Source organism: Lacinutrix sp. MEBiC02404, from assembly GCF_053601575.1.
In genome coordinates this window covers 244866-262116 of sequence record NZ_JBSHNV010000220.1, presented here as the reverse complement: position 1 = coordinate 262116, position 17251 = coordinate 244866, and the positions used below count along the sequence as shown (strand labels likewise).

Sequence of the window (17251 nt, the reverse complement as noted above, 5' to 3'; positions counted from 1 at the left end):
TCGCTAATCGCTCCATTCTGCAATAAATAAATTTGTATCATGTCCTCCTCCATTATTTCTATTCGAAGAGAATACCAAGTATTTACCATCATTAGAAAACACCGGAAAAGCATCAAAAGTAGTACTATGCGTAACGCGTTCTAAGTTTTTACCATCGATATCAATTAGGTATAAATTAAAAGGAAATCCGCGAGGGGATTCAAAATTAGAAGAGAATAGAATTTTCTTTCCGCTAGGGTGAAAAAACGGACTCCAATTTGCGTTTCCTAAGTCGGTTAATTGTTTTAAGTCACTCCCATCTGCATTACAAATATAAAGCTCCATTTCTGTTGGTTGTACTAAACCTTCCGTTAACAAATCTTTGTATTCTTTAATCTCTTCTTCCGTTTTTGGTCTAGAAGAACGGAAGATAATTTTTGTCCCATCTGGAGAAAAGAAGGCGCCTCCATCATAACCTAATTCGAAAGTAATTTGCTTTACATCGCTTCCGTCTAAATTCATAGTGTATAAATCAATATCACCATTTCTAGTCGAAGTAAATACAATTTTATCACCTTTAGGAGAAACGGTTGGTTCTGCGTCATAACCAACTTCATGCGTTAATTGTGCGGTTATATTTCCTTTTAAATCTGCTACAAAAATATCATAGGTATCATAAATTGGCCAGATATATTTTCCGTTTTTACGCAAAGGAGTTTCTGGGCAAGCAGCATCTCCCAAATGTGTGGAAGCATAAATAATATGCTCGTTATCTGGTAAAAAATAAGCGCAGGTAGTTCTTCCTTTTCCTGTGCTAATCATTGGTGGGATTTTATCTTTAAAGATTTCGTCCGCATCCATTAAAAACATTTGATCGCATTCTACATTCCAGTCTTTGTTATTGGATTGAAATATTAATTGCTTGTCATCAAAACTCCAATATGCTTCGGCATTATCTCCACCAAAAGTAACTTGACGTATATTTTTAAAATGAATTTCTTCCGGATAGATTAAAGAATCTACCCATTTTGTTGCTCCTGTTGTAGCATCTCCAGTTTTAGAGGTATTCTGTTTACAGGAAACAATAGATAAAACAAGTAATATATAAAGTACGTAGTTTTTAGTCATGATTTTTAACTTAAATTGCATTTAATACCTAATTTTGTGTAAAACTAATATTTATCATAATGAAATACAGCATTCTCGTCATTTTTTTAATTCTATTGAGTTCTTGTAAAAAAGAAATGGTTGCACCAGAAGTGTCTATCCAAGAAGACGTAGCCTTTTTAGCAGATGATGCTTTAGAAGGAAGACAAACAGGAACAGTAGGTGAGCAAAAAGCAGCAGAATACATTGCAAAGCGTTTTCAGGATCTAGGTTTACATGCCAAAGGAACCGATGGTTTTTTCCAAACGTTTTCCTTTAAACCAAAAACAGATCCGCATCAAGAAGTGAATTATACCGTAAAAGATGGAGACAGCACGATTACAGGAACCAATGTCGTTGGGTATATAGATAACAAAGCAGAAAACACCGTTATTATTGGAGCACATTACGATCATTTAGGGTATGGCGCAGAAGGTTCTTTATATAGAGGCGAAAGAGCTATACACAATGGTGCAGATGATAATGCAAGTGGTGTAGCAGTATTGTTAAACTTGGCAAAACGATTAATGAAAGGGAATATCAACAACAACTACCTGTTCATTACTTTTTCTGGTGAAGAAATGGGATTATTAGGTTCTAACTATTTTGTGAAAAACCCAACCATAGATACCAAAAAAGCAAACTATATGATTAATATGGATATGGTTGGTAGATTAAAAAAGGATAGCACTTTAGCGGTTTACGGTGTTGGTACTTCGCCAATATTTAAGCAAACTTTAAAAGCGAATAATAACCGATTTAAATTGGTGCAAAAAGAATCTGGAGTAGGACCAAGTGATCATACTTCGTTTTATAACGCAGATATTCCGGTGTTGCATTTTTTTACGGGGCAGCATGAAGATTACCATAAACCATCTGATGATACAGAGCGTTTACATTTTAACGGCATGCAAGTGATTTCAAATTATATTTTTGAAATTATTACCGACTTAGATAATAACGGGAAACTTCCTTTTAGAAAAACTAAAAACGAAAGCGAAGATGTACCACGTTTTAAAGTGGGACTTGGTGTAATACCAGATTATTTATACGATGGAAAAGGCATGCGAATTGATGGTATTAGTGAAGATAAACCAGCACAAAAAGCAGGATTACAAAGAGGTGATGTGGTTGTAAAACTTGGCGAAATTGCCGTGATAGATATGACAACCTATATGATCGGATTATCCAAGTTTGAAGAAGGAGATACAACTACAGTTATTGTAGAAAGAGCAGGAGAACAGGTGGAAGCTGAAATTCAGTTTTAACTTCTAGTAATCCGATATAATAAAATGAAAATCACCAAAACATCCATCATTACCAAAATACACTTAGTCATTTCGGTGAGTATTGTTGTTCCTGTTGCTTTTGTTTATGGTTTTAATCCAAGTTCTGAGTTTGATATTCATTTAAATACCATAGACGAGTATAATTTTTTTAAGGCTATAATGGGGCTTTATTTAGGTTTTTCAACGCTTTGGGTTTTGGGCGTTTTTAAAAGCAAATACCTAAAATTAGCTTTAGTAACCAACATGATTTTTATGCTTGGTTTAGGTTTCGGAAGAGTTTTAAGTTTCCTACTCGATGGCGAACCAACTTTTGGTTACCTATTTGGAACGATTGCCGAATTATTTTTAGGTTTTTACGGACTTTGGGTGTTATTACGCCATCATACTTCCACAAATACCTAAGCTTACAATAACATAAACAGCAGCAAGAATAAACAATATTTTTGCTGCTTTTTTATTCTTTTTAAATACGGCAGCTCCAATAATAGTAAGTAAAATTGCTGGACCAAACATAATAGAAACAATCATAATTACTAAGCCGTCTAAATTCCCTACTTCAAGCAATACTATTTTCATATGTCTTATTTTATTGTTTTTTAATGGTCATATGTTGTTTGTTATAAACCCTTTATTTGGGTAATAAGCAGATTACATGCTCGTTTCATATTTTATAAAGTACTAAATACAACAACGCCATATATAACAAAACTAGCAACCAAACATACAATAGCTAATTGGTAGTATTGTTTTTGTTTCTCACTACCTTTTTCTGCTTCTTTACCATAAATAGCGAATACTGCTGCAGGCATAAACATAACAAGAATAAGAAGGAACCAGAAACCCATATTACATTTCGTTTCTAAGTTCTTCTAATCTTGCTTTTTTATCATCCCGATAAAACAAATTCATGGTTTCAAAAGGAATTATTTTATTATCCTTATCCACAATATGTACACAAGATTTTTTAATAGCGCGTACATCAAAATTATAGGCATCAATAAATTGCATAATAATCACACGAAACAAATTGTCATATCCTAAATCTGGTGCATCAATATTAGGCAAACAACACATAATAGATTTCAGGTTTTCTTCTGCAACTTCAACAGAATTACCGGTACTAAACAACTCTATCATTTTTTCTTGAAGCAGTGAATCTTGCTCATAAATAATCGTGTTTTTACTATTATCTAATAAGTCATTCGGATTAATATACCGCGTTAACGGAAACACTTCGTCTCCTAGTTTAAGCGCATAACCCATTACCAAAGCATCCGGATTACAAGGCACCGGAAGCAAATCATCTGGGTTAAAAATAGTAGTTTGCTCCATTATTTTTCTACGCACTTCGGTAAGTGTCATTCTATCCGTTTCCGGATTAAAATTCTCCAGCCTTCCAGCAATTTGTGTTGGTTGTAACGTGACACCACGACAACACTTTTGTTGCAGCGCGTATTCTATTATTTTTCCTATTTCGCCATCATTTAACCCTTTTTGAAGGGTAACCACTAAAGTGGTGGAAAGATTTAATTTGTTGAGGTTTTCAATCGCTTGTTTTCTAATATCGTTTAAATCTGCACCACGAAGTTCTCGTAACACGCTATTTTCAAACGAATCAAATTGTAAATAAATCTCAAAATCTGGAGCGTAGGTTTTTAGCCTTTCCGCGAAAGCGAAATCTTTAGCAATTTTAATCCCATTCGTATTTAGCATTAAATGCCTAATTGGTAACGATTTTGCATAATCCATAATTTCCCAAAACTGCGGATGAATAGTGGGTTCTCCACCAGAAATTTGTACCACATCTGGCTCCTTTTCATTCCTAACAATGGTGTCTAACATCGCTTTTACTTCGTCCAGCGTACGATGTCTTCCGTAGGTTGGCGACGAACCAGCATAACAGGTCGGGCAGGTCAAATTACAACGATCTGTAACTTCTACAACCGTCAAACAAGAATGCTGCTCATGGTCTGGACACAAACCACAATCATACGGACAACCATAATCGGTTTTCGTATTAAACGTATACGGTGTTTCGCTTGGCTTGTTGTAATTACGTATGTTTTTATAGTATTCAATATCGTCTGCAATAAGCACTTTAGAATTGCCATGTTCTTTGCAACGTTTCAACATATAAACATTGCCATCTTCAAACACAATCTTGGCATCCACACGCTTTAAACATTCGGGGCATAGGCTCAAAGTAAAATCGTAATAGGTATAGTTTCTAACTGGCATTTTTTCGTTTTTATTATATTTTTGGCGTTACTTTTTGCTCAAAGGATCACAAAAAGTCAGGCTTTACGTTGCAATCTTTTTGCTCGTACCTCACAAAAAGGATTTACACTGCAATCCTTAACGCGCTTTCCTATCCAGTAATATACTAGCCAAAAACGGATAGTAATAGAACCAACAAATTACACATAAAATCTGAATGCTACTTAAACCAAAAACATAAAAAACATTAGGCTTTAAGAATTCGATAAAAAATCGAAACCCAAAATAGCTAAGCATGAAAATCTTGAATAATTCGCCATTTTTTAAAACGGTCTTGTTTTTAATTTGTTTTAATAGGAAGAATAATAAAACCAAAAACACCAATTCATAAAGAGAAGTCGCATGACGCAGTATGCCATCGCCCAAATCCATGCCTAAAAACGATGCTGTTTCTTTACCATAAGTAAACTCATTAATGCCAGAAAGAAAGCATCCAACACGACCAATAAATATTCCTAAAAGTATAGGAAAGGTGAACAAATCACCAGAAGACGTTTTTTCTCCAATAATTTTTTTCGCCAACTCTACACCAAGTAAACCTCCAAATAATCCTCCCATGATGGTTTTGGTGTTTAATATCTCAATAATATTTGCTTGCGTCAACGCAATGAAAGGGTTTTCTAAAAAACCAACCAATCGCGAACCAATTAAAGCACCAAGAGCAGCACCAAGAATGATAGATAATCGGTTGTTGGTGTTAATCGTATCGGTACTATTTCGTCTTAAAAAAACATAATACCTAAAGGCAATAAAAAATGCTAAATATTCTAAAACAAGATGAATATTTATAGGGAAACCAAATACAACGGGTTCAAAAGGGATATGCAAATTATGGGATTAAATAAAGAGAATTAGACACCTAAAATTTTAGCATCTACTCTAAATTTTGTGTCAATGCTAATGTCGTGTGTTTCACTAATGGTTTCGTCTGTAATCGTTTTAACACGTAAACTAAAAGTATCCTTTTTAATAAACTCTTTTAACTCTTGATCGGTAACCTCTAAGGTAATGGTTTTAGAATTTGTGTCTTCTAAATCAAAAGCATTTGCGATTTCTAATTCTTCAACATCTTCCGCGTTTATATACACATGTATCTCCTTTAAAAAGTTGAAATCCCCATCTTGTGGCGTGTCAATAGTAAGCTTAATCGTTTTTAGTTTAATGCTTTCAATTAAATCTTTGCGTGTGTCGTTGTTTTCAAAAGTAGACTCCGACTCTGTAGTTATATCCGGAGTGATAAAATTAAAAGGAGAATTTATTAAAGTGGTAGGTGTTATAGAATAACTGGTTTGATAATCCAAATCGAATTTGGTTAAATCATCTATAGCGCTACAATTTAAAAATAGGATAACAGGGACAAAAAGTAAAAGTAGGTTCTTTTTCATTTCAATGTTTTTGCAGCAAAGGTACATTTTTACATAGAACTGCTTTTTTGCGTGTATATTTTATAAAAATAAAAGACTTATTTTTGCGCAAAATATTTATACTTGGTAAAAATAGGCAACATAGAACTTCCTGACTTTCCTTTATTGTTAGCACCAATGGAAGATGTGAGTGATCCACCTTTTCGTGCGTTATGCAAAGAACAAGGAGCAGATGTAGTGTACACAGAATTTATTTCTAGTGAAGGTTTAATTAGAGATGCAGCCAAAAGCGTCATGAAATTAGATATCTACGAAAAAGAACGTCCGGTTGGAATTCAGATTTTTGGAGCCAATTTAGATAGCATGCTACAAACGATAGATATTGTAGAAAAATCGAAGCCTGATATTATTGATATTAATTTTGGTTGTCCTGTAAAAAAAGTAGTAAGTAAAGGGGCTGGAGCAGGAATTTTAAAAGATATCTGCTTAATGGAAAGCCTAACTGCCGAAATGGTAAAACGCACCAATTTGCCAGTAACGGTAAAAACACGATTGGGTTGGGATGATGATTCTATTAGAATTGTTGAGGTTGCAGAACGTTTGCAAGATGTGGGTTGTGCGGCTATTTCTATTCATGGAAGAACCAGAGCACAAATGTATAAAGGGAACGCAGATTGGAAACAAATTGCTGCTGTAAAAAATAACCCAAGAATGCATATTCCTGTTTTTGGAAATGGCGATGTTACTACTCCAGAACGTGCTATGGAAATGCGAGATGTTTACGGTTTAGATGGTTGCATGATTGGTAGAGCTTCTATTGGAAATCCTTGGTTTTTTAAGCAAGTAAAGCACTTTTTTGAAACCGGAGAGCACTTAGCCCCAATTAGTTTAGAAGAACGCGTAGATGCCGCTAGAAGACATTTACAAATGGCAATTGACTGGAAGGGAGAAACACTTGGTGTTTTTGAAACTAGAAGACACTATACCAATTATTTTAAAGGAATTCCACACTTTAAAGAACATAGAATGAAAATGGTTACTAGTGATGCATCTGTAGATGTATTTGCTGCTTTTGATGAGGTTTTAAATAAATTCTCTGGTTATGAATTCACAGAATAAGTAATTCAAGTTCTAAAAAACAATAATATAATCCCAAAACATATTTGTACTTGTTCCTCTCTTTAACTAAAGAGAGGTGGTTTTTAATTTTTAAACACTATTCTAATTAAGACTTATTTACACAAAAATGAAAAAAAGAATAGATTCTACATTTTACTTTTTGCAGTATTTGGTATGGCGGATTGGTGTTTTTAGCGGAATTATTTTTTTTGTTTATAGTTTAATTACGAAAGATATAAGGGGAATAATAGCAAGTTTATTATTTGTTTTTTTTACTACTTATGTTTCAGTAAAAAAGGTACCAAAACCTACAGATCTCACTTTTGATGAAAATTTCTTATATCTAGATAAAGTCTCTTATCCTATTGAATTTGAAAAGATAAAAGCTGTTGAGAATGGTGTTATTTTATATAAAGTAAATGAAAATATTATTAATATAAGAATGCCTCGTTATTATTTTATGGATACAAAGTATAAAGAATTAAAACAGATTATAGAAGAGAAAGCCACAGGATAATTTCTTGCTCTTCTTTGTAGCTAAAGAGAGGTGGTCTTTAATTTTAATTAAAAATCGGAGCGTTTAAACTAAAAATCGGAGTTTTTTTTAAGAACAAAACTCCTCTTCTTCCTGTTTTTTTGGAAAACGGCAATGCATTCTCCTCTTAAACTTAAGCGGAGCCCTTTTTTCGAGTATATCGTTATAAAACAAAGCTGTATGTATTCAAAACACCTCATTATTACCGCCAAAATTATAATTTGCACTTGCTCCTCTCTTTAGTTAAAGAGAGGTGGTTTTTACTTTAGTGAAAAACGGAGCGTTTGCAAATTGTGCGAAGCTGCAATAAAACAGAATTTTTCAAGTATTTACTTTCCTTTTATTAAATCTAAACGATAGCAAATACATGCAAGAAGGATTGTAGTGACATCCTTTTTTACGTCGGTTCGAGTGTTTTGCAAAGCATGAGCAAAATGTATCGAGAACAAGTAAAAAAGATATAACAGAAAGCCTGTTTGCCTTCTTCAGGCAACTTGCCAAAAAACTAATTCGATACTAAACTTTTCGTAATTCTGGTGGATGCAATCATAGAAGCTAATACACCTAAAATAGTTATAGTTAAAAACACGATAAGCACGTTAATTGCTTTTAAAGCAACAGGATAAGGTAGCGATGGGGTTATCATGACGAATGAAAATGCTTGTTGTAGTAAAATGAGAGCGATACCAATAATCAAACCTATAATGCCGCCTAGAAGTGTCATTAAAACGCCTTGATAAAAGAATATTTTACGAATATCTTTTTGTGTTGCTCCTAAATTAAATAAGGTGTTTAGGTTTTTCTTTTTGTCTAGAATCATCATTATAATGGAACCAATAACATTAAATAGTGCAATGATTAAAACTAAGGTGAAGATGAGGTAGACTGCTAAATATTCGGTGTTTAGCATTTTATAAAGCGCATCGTTTAATTGTGCTCTATTTTTTAATAGGACTTTGTTTCCTAATATGTTTTGAATATTTTCTCGTGCTTGGTCTTCGTCAAAACCTTCTTTTAGCTTGAATTCTATTGCAGAAATTTGATGGTCTTGATACCCTAATAGTTCTTTGGCAAAGGCAAAAGGAGCATACACGTATTTGTCGTTTAGCTCTTCGTTAATATCAAAAATACCGACGTTTATCGCTTGAAAGGTGTTGTATATTTGTTTTTCTGAAGTTATTTGTCCTTTTCCAGGTTTAATCACATACAAACTTACACGCTTTCCGTAATCTAAAACACCAAAAGAGAGATTGCTTGAAATTCCCCAGCCTACTACAATTTGGTTGGTGTTTTGTGTCAGCCAACTGCCTAAAGGAATTACAGAATCTATTATGTTTACTTTTTCATAATTTTCATCTACTCCTTTTATGTATGCATTTGGATAGTTTTTTTCATCAAAAGCGATAAAAACACGGTCTTCAATTATTTTAGAATAGGAAACGATATCTTCTAGATTATCTAGTTTTTCTAATTCGTCATCCGTAATAAAAAAAGATTTTCCTATTGCCGTTTCGGCTTTTAAATCGGGGTCTACAATAGACGTGAATTGTAAGGTAAAGTCTTTTAAACCAGCAAATCCAGATAGTACAACAAATAAAGAGGCAGCCCCAAGAACAATCCCGATAGCTGCAATTATGGTAATAAAGTTTATAGCATTGTTACTGCTTTTAGAATGCAAATAACGTTTCGCTATGTATAAAGGGAAATGCATGTTTATTTTACAATAACAAAATGAGTTTTAAGTAGTAGAAATAATGTAAAGGTTTTATAAAAACAATTACTGTTTTTTACGTTTTCCTAAAAGTTCAGGATCGTTAATAGGGTCTTCTTTTCCTTTTAAAGATTGTTCAATCTTATCAATATACTCTAAAGAATCATCTATAAAAAATTCTAAATTAGGCATACGTCTTAGTTGGTGTCTTGTACGTTGTGCTAATTCATGTCTTATTAATGGTGTGTTCGATTTAATGCCATCCAGTAGTTCTTTACCTTTATTATTAGGAAAAATACTTAAATACACTTTAGCAACAGAAAGATCAACAGTTACTTTTACTTTACTAACCGATATAAGTATTCCTTTCATACCACCTTGCGATGCTGCTTTTTGTAATACATCTACTATATCACGTTGTAATACGGAACCTATCTTTTTTTGTCTTTGTGTTTCTTCCACTTTAATTTTATTTTAGATCCAGATTAATCTGAAATCTTATTTTTACATAAAAGATACACTTTATCTTCTACGATGCAAAAATAGTTGATATTTAAAGATTATTGTATTTTTGAAGGTATTAAATTTTTTTAAGTAAGAATTAGTTAGTTAACCTAAAAGAGATTTCCGCTTTCGCGGAAAGTAAGCATGAATAAAATAGAACACATAGGTATTGCGGTAAAAGACTTAGATAAAGCGAATAAATTATACGCACAACTTTTCGGAAAACCGCATTATAAAGTAGAAGAAGTAGCAAGTGAAGGCGTAAACACCTCTTTTTTTAAAGTAGGCGAAAATAAAATTGAATTATTGGAAGCTACGAACAATAATAGCGCTATTGCGAAGTTTATTGAGAAGAAAGGAGAAGGAATTCATCACATTGCTTTTGATGTGGATGATATTGAAAAAGAAATTTTAAGATTAAAATCGGAAGGATTTAAAATAATTAACGAAATACCTAAACAAGGAGCAGACAACAAGTTAGTGGCTTTTTTACATCCAAAAAGTACCAACGGAGTGTTAATAGAATTATGTCAAGAAATTATTTAGAAAAAAATTGCTTGTAGAGTCTTAAAAATAATATTAGATTTGCAGCTTAATTGGTCCCATAGCTCAGTTGGTTAGAGCACCTGACTCATAATCAGGTGGTCCTTGGTTCGAGCCCAAGTGGGACCACTTTTTTTATACAAGCATAGAAAAAGTGTAAGAATTAGCAGTTCATCGATGTTTTTTGCAATTTAAGGAGTTTTTTTAACTAAAAAGATTAAGATATTTTTTGTTAAGTCGCTTTTTTTTATACATTTACAACTGAATGATACAAAACAAAACAAAAATTGCCTCAATCTTATTTTTATTAATAAGTTTTGTTAATGTAGCGCAAACAGCGAGTGGTCCACCACCACCTGCGCCACCACCACCACCAGGTCTTCCTATAGACGCTGGGATATATATCCTATTAGCTATTGGCTTAATTTATGGAATAGTAAAAACGATTCGCGCTAAAGCTTAAAGTTTATTCATGCTTACTAGTCTAGCTACGTATTTACCAATTACATCAAATTCTAAATTTACTTCAGTCCCAATTTTAAAGTGATTAAAATTTGTGTGCTCAAAAGTAAACGGAATTATAGCCACACTAAATTCGTCTTTTTTAGAATTTACAACCGTTAGACTTACACCATTAATGGTGATAGATCCTTTTTCAATGGTTATGTTATTTAAGGCGCTATCATATTTAAAAGTAAAAGCCCAACTTCCAGAAGTATTTTCAATATGGGTGCAGATTGCAGTTTGATCTACATGACCTTGCACAATATGTCCATCTAGTCTTTCGCCAAGCTTCATCGCTCTTTCTAGATTTACTAAATCATTAACCTTAATAGTATTCAAATTTGTTTTTTCTAGCGTTTCTTTAATCGCTGTTACTTTATACGTATTATTCGTAATAGCAACAACGGTTAAACACACACCATTATGGGCAACACTTTGATCTATTTGTAGTTCTTGTGTGAAATTACTTTCCACTGTAATATGCAAATTATCAAGCTCTTGATCTAGTTGTTTAACCACTCCTAATTCCTCAATGATTCCAGTAAACATTATTGTCGATTATTTAGTTAAATTTGTAGCAGTAAAATTACAAACAAAAGTTAGCATTACTAATGAAGAAAGAAGAAAATATAATAGTAGGTATCTCTATAGGAGACTTAAATGGTATAGGAGCAGAGATAGTACTTAAAACTTTTGAAGATCCTAGAACCCTAGAATTTTGTACTCCAGTGATTTTTGCATCCGTGAAAACAATGAATTTTTTAAAAAATCATTTCAAAATGGATATGAACTTGAACGGAATAAATAGTATGAATCAAATCATTCCGCAAAAAATCAATGTGCTTAATGTTTGGAACGATCATGTGAAAATAGAATTTGGGAAAGAGGACTTTAAAATAGGCGAGTACGCCATAAAATCTTTAGAGGCAGCAACCAAAGCATTAAAAGAAGGAACTATTGATGTATTAGTTACCGCACCAATAAACAAACACAATATACAGTCGGACAGCTTTAAGTTTCCTGGACACACTAATTATTTAGAGCAGGAGTTAGAAGGGAACAGTTTAATGTTAATGGTTTCAAATAAATTACGTGTTGGTTTATTAACAGACCATGTACCCGTTAAGGATATAGCGACACAAATTACACCCAAGCGTATTAAAGAGAAAATTGAAACTATTTATAATTCGCTTCAAAAAGATTTTAAAATTAGAAAACCAAAAATAGCGGTATTAGGTATTAATCCGCATAATGGAGATAATGGTGTTATTGGTACAGAAGATGATACCGTATTAAGACCAACATTAGAAGAAATCAAAAAAACAGGGAAGTTAGTTTATGGTCCTTATGCTGCAGACAGCTTTTTTGGTTCTAATAATTATACCAATTTTGATGCTATTATTGCTTCGTATCACGATCAAGGATTAATTCCTTTTAAAACACTTTCTTTTGGTCAAGGTGTAAATTATACTGCAGGTTTAAATAAAATTAGAACATCGCCAGATCATGGTACCGCTTTTGAAATAGCAGGAAAGAACCTAGCAGACAACAGTTCTTTTAAGGAAGCTGTATTTAAAGCGATTGAAATATTTAAGAATAGATTGGAATATGAGGAAATCAATGAAAACCCTTTAAAATTCAATCAAAAAAAGATATAAACAAAAAAATGTTTATAACTGTGCTTAGTTAATAAAAAATTGTATATTTGCAGGCTCAAAATAGATGTGAAAAATGAAGTCTTTGAAAGCATTTACAATACCGTTTGTAGGTTTAAAAGTTGGAGAACACCTTTTTGAGTATGATATTAAACAATCGTTCTTTGAACATTTTGAGTATGAAGATTTTAATGATTCAAACATTAAAGTAGATCTTGTTTTAAATAAAAAAGCAACTTTACTAGAATTGAATTTTAAAATTTATGGAACTTTAAACGTTAATTGTGATTTAACTAATGAGCCTTTCGATCAAGATATTAGTACAGATTTTGATTTGGTTGTTCAGTTTGGAGAAGAGTACAATGACGACAATATAGACATATTGATTATTTCGCATGGTGAATATGAAATTAATATACAACAGTATATCTATGAGCTTATTGTTTTAGCAGTTCCTAATAAATTAATCCATCCAGGAGTTGAGGATGGAACATTAGATTCTGAAATACTTAATAAATTAGAAGAACTTAGCCCTAAAACGGCAGAAGAAAAAGAAAACAAAGAGGATATAGATCCTCGTTGGAATACACTTAAGAAACTATTAACGGATAAATAATATAAAAAATGGCACATCCTAAAAGAAAAATCTCGAAAACAAGAAGAGATAAAAGAAGAACACATTATAAAGCAGTTGCGCCACAAGTTGCTACATGCCCAACAACTGGTGAAGCTCACCTATACCATAGAGCACATTGGTTTGAAGGAAAATTATACCATAGAGGACAAGTTTTAATAGACAACTCGAAAGTAGAAGAAAATTTAGCATAGGTACTATGCGTGCATACAATAAAACGCTCCACTGTGAGCGTTTTTTTTGTTATATATTTTTCTTTACGTTAAAAACAACTTAATTTGCATCAGAATAAGCAAAACACATCAGATTTATAAAATTTGTATTCGTTTTTGCTATTTTTCAACGATTTTAGGTCAAATTAACACCAAAATTATGAGCAAAATCTCAGCAGCGATAACAGCTGTAGGTAAATATGTTCCAGAATATGTATTGACTAACCAAATATTAGAAACTTTGGTAGATACAAATGATGAATGGATAACTTCTAGAACAGGAATCAAGGAACGTAGAATATTAAAAGAAAAAGGCAAAGGCACCTCTTTTTTAGCAACGGAAGCAGCCAAAGATTTGATGAAAAAATCAAATCTAGATCCAAAAGAAATAGATTTAGTTATTGTAGCAACAGCTACAAGAGATATGCAAGCATCTGCAACAGCAGTATTTGTAGCTTCACAAATAGGAGCAACAAATGCTTTTGCTTATGATTTGGATGCAGCATGTTCTGGTTTCTTATATGCAGCTTCTACAGCTTCTAGTTTTATAGAATCTGGAAAGTATAAAAAAGTGCTAGTTATAGGAGCAGATATGAACTCTTCTATGATAGACTATACCGATAGAGCAACATGTATCATTTTTGGAGATGGCGCTGGAGCTGTACTTTTCGAGCCTAATACAGAAGGATTAGGTATTCAAGATGAATATTTAAGAAGCGATGGCACCGGAAGAGAATTTCTTCAAGTACCTGCCGGAGGCTCTATAGAACCAGCAACCTTAGAAACAGTACAAGCTAAAAAACATTTCGTTTTTCAAGATGGAAAGACCGTGTTTAAATGGGCCGTATCTAATATGGCAGATGCCTGTGTAAAAGTCTTAAAAAGAAACAACCTTACCAATGATGATATCGATTGGTTAGGAGCACATCAAGCCAATAAAAGAATTATTGATGCTACTGCAAGCCGAATGGATTTAGATCCTAATAAGGTAATGATGAATATTGAAAAATATGGAAACACTACCTCTGCAACCATACCTTTACTACTAAACGATTACGAATCTAAACTTAAAAAAGGAGACAAAGTAATACTTGTTGCTTTTGGAGGCGGATTTACTTGGGGCGCTATTTATTTAAAATGGGCCTATAACTCTTAAACTAACTAACAATCATAATTAAAACTTGAATATTATGGATATAAAAGACATTCAAAACCTAATTAAATTTGTAGCCAAATCTGGTGCAAGTGAGGTTAAATTAGAAACTGACGATATCAAAATCACCATAAAAACTGGTGGAGACGACAAAGCAGAAACGCAAACATTTGTACAACAAATACCAATGGGAGCTATGGCACAAGCACCAGTTGCTGCACCAATAGTAGTAGACGCTGCTCCTGCAAAAGCTGCAGCTGCAGAAGATGACAATTCAAAATATATTACCATTAAGTCGCCAATCATTGGAACTTTATATAGAAAACCTTCTCCTGACAAACCTGTTTTTGTAGAAGTAGGACAAACTATTAATGAAGGAGATGTTTTATGTATCATTGAAGCAATGAAACTTTTTAACGAAATCGAATCGGAAGTATCCGGTAAAATCGTGAAAGTTTTAGTAGATGATTCATCGCCAGTAGAGTTCGATCAACCATTATTTTTAGTAGATCCATCATAATCTAAAGTTTAAAGTTTAAAATTTAAAGTTCCAAGTTTTTCCACTAGAACGATAAACGAATAAACGTATAAACTTCTAAACTCAATAGAATTATGTTCAAAAAAATACTAATTGCCAATAGAGGTGAAATTGCACTGCGTGTAATTAGAACCTGTAAAGAAATGGGCATTAAAACAGTTGCTGTATATTCTACAGCAGATGCAGATAGCCTTCACGTTAAATTTGCAGACGAAGCAGTATGTATTGGTCCAGCTGCAAGTAGCGAATCGTACTTAAAAATGTCCAATATAATTGCGGCAGCAGAAATTACGAATGCGGATGCAATACACCCAGGATATGGTTTCTTATCTGAAAACGCTAAATTTTCTAAAATTTGTGAAGAACACCAAATAAAATTCATTGGTGCATCCGAAGAAATGATTAACCGAATGGGAGACAAGGCAAACGCTAAAGCAACCATGATAGAAGCTGGAGTACCATGTGTACCAGGAAGCGAAGGAGTCATTGAAGATTTTGCAGATTGCGAAAAAGTAGCCAAAGAAACTGGCTATCCAGTGATGCTTAAAGCATCTGCTGGTGGTGGTGGAAAAGGAATGCGTGCCGTTTGGAAAGCCGAAGACCTTAAAGAAGCTTGGGATTCTGCAAGACAAGAATCTAAAGCAGCTTTTGGAAATGATGATATGTATATGGAAAAGCTTATTGAAGAGCCTCGCCATATCGAAATTCAAATTGTAGGAGATTCTACAGGTCGTGCATGTCACTTATCGGAAAGAGATTGTTCTATTCAACGTCGTCATCAAAAACTAACAGAAGAAGTGCCTTCTCCTTTTATGACTAACGCTTTACGTAAAAAAATGGGTGATGCAGCAGTAAAAGCAGCAGAATACATTAAATACGAAGGCGCAGGAACTGTAGAATTTCTAGTAGATAAAAATAGAAATTTCTACTTCATGGAAATGAATACACGTATCCAAGTAGAACACCCAATTACAGAACAAGTAATAGATTTTGACCTGATACGCGAACAAATTATGGTCGCTGCAGGAGTGCCAATTTCAGGTAAAAATTATTTACCACAATTACACTCTATAGAATGTCGTATTAACGCCGAAGATCCATATAATAACTTTAGACCTTCGCCAGGAAAAATAACAACATTACATGCTCCAGGTGGACACGGAGTTCGTTTAGATACGCACGTGTATGCTGGTTATAGCATTCCGCCAAACTACGATTCTATGATTGCAAAGTTAATTACAACAGCGCAAACTAGAGAAGAAGCTATTAATAAAATGAAACGTGCTTTAGACGAGTTTGTTATCGAAGGAATAAAAACAACCATTCCTTTTCACAGACAGTTAATGGATCATCCAGATTATTTAGCAGGAAATTACACGACTAAATTTATGGAAGATTTTGTAATGAAACCAAAAGAAGAAGAAGACTAATTAAAAAGTCTATTTCTAGACATTCGACTAGAAGTTTCAAAATATATTATCATGCCCATAAAAATGGGAAACAAAAAACTCCGAAAGCGATTTCGGAGTTTTTTTATACCTTAGTTTAGGGAAAAGGTCGTATCTATTAAGGTAATGATTTGTGGTACTTCATCTATTTTAAAATGAAGCTTAAAATTAAAAGTGCCATCTTCCTTTTTCTGAATTTCTAATTTTCCGTTAGATACTTTATAATAACCTGTTTGCCCTCTGCAGAAACATAGTCTTCCAAATAATAATTTTACCGTACTTAAATCCGCATCGTTACGTTCGATGTTTTTTATATTTTGAGGCAATTCAGCATATATCAACTCGCTATACTGGCCATCTTGTGTATTTGCAATTTCATTCCTTTTATACTCAAATTTTAAAATATTAGATTCTCCTGCATGCAAAACGGGGTATAATGCACCAATAGCATCTTGTTTTATCTCTAAAGATTTGTTTTTAATCACTTCCAAAGAACAAAAACCATCATCTGGACAAGTAGAATCCATTGTTTTTAAATTAGTTTGTAAGTTGCTTTCTTTACTGGTTTTACAAGATGTTGTAAGGAACAGAACAAAGAATAATATGTTAAATAAATACATTTTTTTCATTTCCGGATAAG

22 protein-coding genes and 1 tRNA gene are annotated in these 17251 nt (G+C 33.1%); 13 read left to right on the top strand and 10 right to left on the bottom strand.

Features of this window, described 5'->3' with window-relative positions:
• Positions 1-3: 3 nt before the first annotated feature.
• Positions 4-1128, bottom strand: coding sequence for a TolB family protein (locus ACVCXO_RS15625; protein ID WP_452230525.1), 1125 nt, complete (start codon positions 1126-1128; stop codon positions 4-6).
• Positions 1129-1166: 38 nt separating this feature from the next.
• Here ACVCXO_RS15625 and ACVCXO_RS15620 point away from each other — a divergent pair, with 38 nt between their 5' ends.
• Together ACVCXO_RS15620 and ACVCXO_RS15615 are read left to right on the top strand one after the other, a co-directional pair.
• The gene (locus tag ACVCXO_RS15620; protein WP_452230524.1) at positions 1167-2393 is read left to right on the top strand and encodes a M28 family peptidase; all 1227 of its coding nucleotides are present in this window, start codon (positions 1167-1169) and stop codon (positions 2391-2393) included.
• 24 nt (positions 2394-2417) lie between these two features.
• A complete protein-coding gene (locus ACVCXO_RS15615) occupies positions 2418-2816 on the top strand; it encodes a DUF4345 domain-containing protein (RefSeq protein ID WP_452230523.1) in 399 nt (132 codons plus the stop codon).
• On the opposite strand, the gene ACVCXO_RS15610 is transcribed toward ACVCXO_RS15615, so the two are convergent.
• From ACVCXO_RS15610 to ACVCXO_RS15590, 5 genes are all read right to left on the bottom strand, one after another.
• Complete coding sequence (locus ACVCXO_RS15610) at positions 2787-2990, bottom strand: hypothetical protein (protein ID WP_452230522.1); 204 nt, start codon at positions 2988-2990, stop codon at positions 2787-2789. The two genes, ACVCXO_RS15615 and ACVCXO_RS15610, sit on opposite strands and share 30 nt — an antisense overlap.
• 92 nt (positions 2991-3082) lie before the next feature.
• Positions 3083-3259, bottom strand: coding sequence for a hypothetical protein (locus ACVCXO_RS15605; RefSeq protein ID WP_452230521.1), 177 nt, complete (start codon positions 3257-3259; stop codon positions 3083-3085).
• A gap of 1 nt (position 3260) precedes the next feature.
• Positions 3261-4652: a radical SAM protein gene (locus tag ACVCXO_RS15600; RefSeq protein ID WP_452230520.1), complete on the bottom strand. Its 1392-nt coding sequence runs from the start codon at positions 4650-4652 to the stop codon at positions 3261-3263.
• A gap of 117 nt (positions 4653-4769) precedes the next feature.
• Positions 4770-5519, bottom strand: coding sequence for a prolipoprotein diacylglyceryl transferase (locus tag ACVCXO_RS15595; RefSeq protein WP_452230519.1), 750 nt, complete (start codon positions 5517-5519; stop codon positions 4770-4772).
• A 23-nt stretch (positions 5520-5542) separates the two neighbouring features.
• Positions 5543-6076, bottom strand: coding sequence for a hypothetical protein (locus ACVCXO_RS15590; RefSeq protein ID WP_452230518.1), 534 nt, complete (start codon positions 6074-6076; stop codon positions 5543-5545).
• 102 nt (positions 6077-6178) lie between these two features.
• On the opposite strand from ACVCXO_RS15590, the gene dusB reads away from it, so the two are divergent.
• Positions 6179-7174, top strand: coding sequence for a tRNA dihydrouridine synthase DusB (gene dusB, locus ACVCXO_RS15585; protein WP_452230517.1), 996 nt, complete (start codon positions 6179-6181; stop codon positions 7172-7174).
• Between the two features lie 127 nt (positions 7175-7301).
• On the top strand, positions 7302-7691 hold the full coding sequence (locus ACVCXO_RS15580; RefSeq protein ID WP_452230516.1) for a hypothetical protein: 390 nt from the start codon (positions 7302-7304) through the stop codon (positions 7689-7691).
• A gap of 523 nt (positions 7692-8214) precedes the next feature.
• Here the strand turns inward: ACVCXO_RS15580 and ACVCXO_RS15575 are convergent.
• Both ACVCXO_RS15575 and rbfA read right to left on the bottom strand, forming a co-directional pair.
• Positions 8215-9420: an ABC transporter permease gene (locus tag ACVCXO_RS15575; RefSeq protein ID WP_452230515.1), complete on the bottom strand. Its 1206-nt coding sequence runs from the start codon at positions 9418-9420 to the stop codon at positions 8215-8217.
• Between the two features lie 66 nt (positions 9421-9486).
• Positions 9487-9882 carry a 30S ribosome-binding factor RbfA gene (gene rbfA / locus ACVCXO_RS15570; protein WP_452230514.1) on the bottom strand — a complete coding sequence of 132 codons (396 nt, stop codon included), beginning with the start codon at positions 9880-9882 and terminating at the stop codon, positions 9487-9489.
• A gap of 186 nt (positions 9883-10068) precedes the next feature.
• Here rbfA and mce point away from each other — a divergent pair, with 186 nt between their 5' ends.
• The 3 genes from mce (at position 10069) to ACVCXO_RS15555 (ending at position 10930) form a co-directional block, all read left to right on the top strand.
• Positions 10069-10470, top strand: coding sequence for a methylmalonyl-CoA epimerase (gene mce / locus ACVCXO_RS15565; protein WP_452230513.1), 402 nt, complete (start codon positions 10069-10071; stop codon positions 10468-10470).
• Positions 10471-10522: 52 nt separating this feature from the next.
• A tRNA-Ile gene (locus ACVCXO_RS15560) sits at positions 10523-10596 on the top strand.
• Positions 10597-10732: 136 nt separating this feature from the next.
• A complete protein-coding gene (locus ACVCXO_RS15555; protein WP_452230512.1) occupies positions 10733-10930 on the top strand; it encodes a PID-CTERM protein-sorting domain-containing protein in 198 nt (65 codons plus the stop codon).
• Here ACVCXO_RS15555 and ACVCXO_RS15550 read toward each other — a convergent pair.
• Positions 10927-11520: a riboflavin synthase gene (locus ACVCXO_RS15550; RefSeq protein WP_452230511.1), complete on the bottom strand. Its 594-nt coding sequence runs from the start codon at positions 11518-11520 to the stop codon at positions 10927-10929. The two genes, ACVCXO_RS15555 and ACVCXO_RS15550, sit on opposite strands and share 4 nt — an antisense overlap.
• Before the next feature lie 62 nt (positions 11521-11582).
• Here ACVCXO_RS15550 and pdxA point away from each other — a divergent pair, with 62 nt between their 5' ends.
• From pdxA to accC, 6 genes are all read left to right on the top strand, one after another.
• On the top strand, positions 11583-12629 hold the full coding sequence (gene pdxA, locus ACVCXO_RS15545) for a 4-hydroxythreonine-4-phosphate dehydrogenase PdxA (RefSeq protein ID WP_452230510.1): 1047 nt from the start codon (positions 11583-11585) through the stop codon (positions 12627-12629).
• A gap of 73 nt (positions 12630-12702) precedes the next feature.
• Positions 12703-13242 carry a YceD family protein gene (locus ACVCXO_RS15540; protein ID WP_452230509.1) on the top strand — a complete coding sequence of 180 codons (540 nt, stop codon included), beginning with the start codon at positions 12703-12705 and terminating at the stop codon, positions 13240-13242.
• Between the two features lie 8 nt (positions 13243-13250).
• Complete coding sequence (gene rpmF, locus ACVCXO_RS15535) at positions 13251-13454, top strand: 50S ribosomal protein L32 (protein ID WP_452230508.1); 204 nt, start codon at positions 13251-13253, stop codon at positions 13452-13454.
• 178 nt (positions 13455-13632) lie between these two features.
• The gene (locus tag ACVCXO_RS15530) at positions 13633-14628 is read left to right on the top strand and encodes a beta-ketoacyl-ACP synthase III (RefSeq protein WP_452230507.1); all 996 of its coding nucleotides are present in this window, start codon (positions 13633-13635) and stop codon (positions 14626-14628) included.
• A 34-nt stretch (positions 14629-14662) separates the two neighbouring features.
• Positions 14663-15145, top strand: coding sequence for an acetyl-CoA carboxylase biotin carboxyl carrier protein (gene accB / locus ACVCXO_RS15525; protein ID WP_452230506.1), 483 nt, complete (start codon positions 14663-14665; stop codon positions 15143-15145).
• 92 nt (positions 15146-15237) lie between these two features.
• Positions 15238-16593: an acetyl-CoA carboxylase biotin carboxylase subunit gene (accC, locus tag ACVCXO_RS15520; protein ID WP_452230505.1), complete on the top strand. Its 1356-nt coding sequence runs from the start codon at positions 15238-15240 to the stop codon at positions 16591-16593.
• 110 nt (positions 16594-16703) lie between these two features.
• On the opposite strand, the gene ACVCXO_RS15515 is transcribed toward accC, so the two are convergent.
• Positions 16704-17240, bottom strand: coding sequence for a hypothetical protein (locus ACVCXO_RS15515; RefSeq protein ID WP_452230504.1), 537 nt, complete (start codon positions 17238-17240; stop codon positions 16704-16706).
• Positions 17241-17251 lie beyond the last annotated feature (11 nt).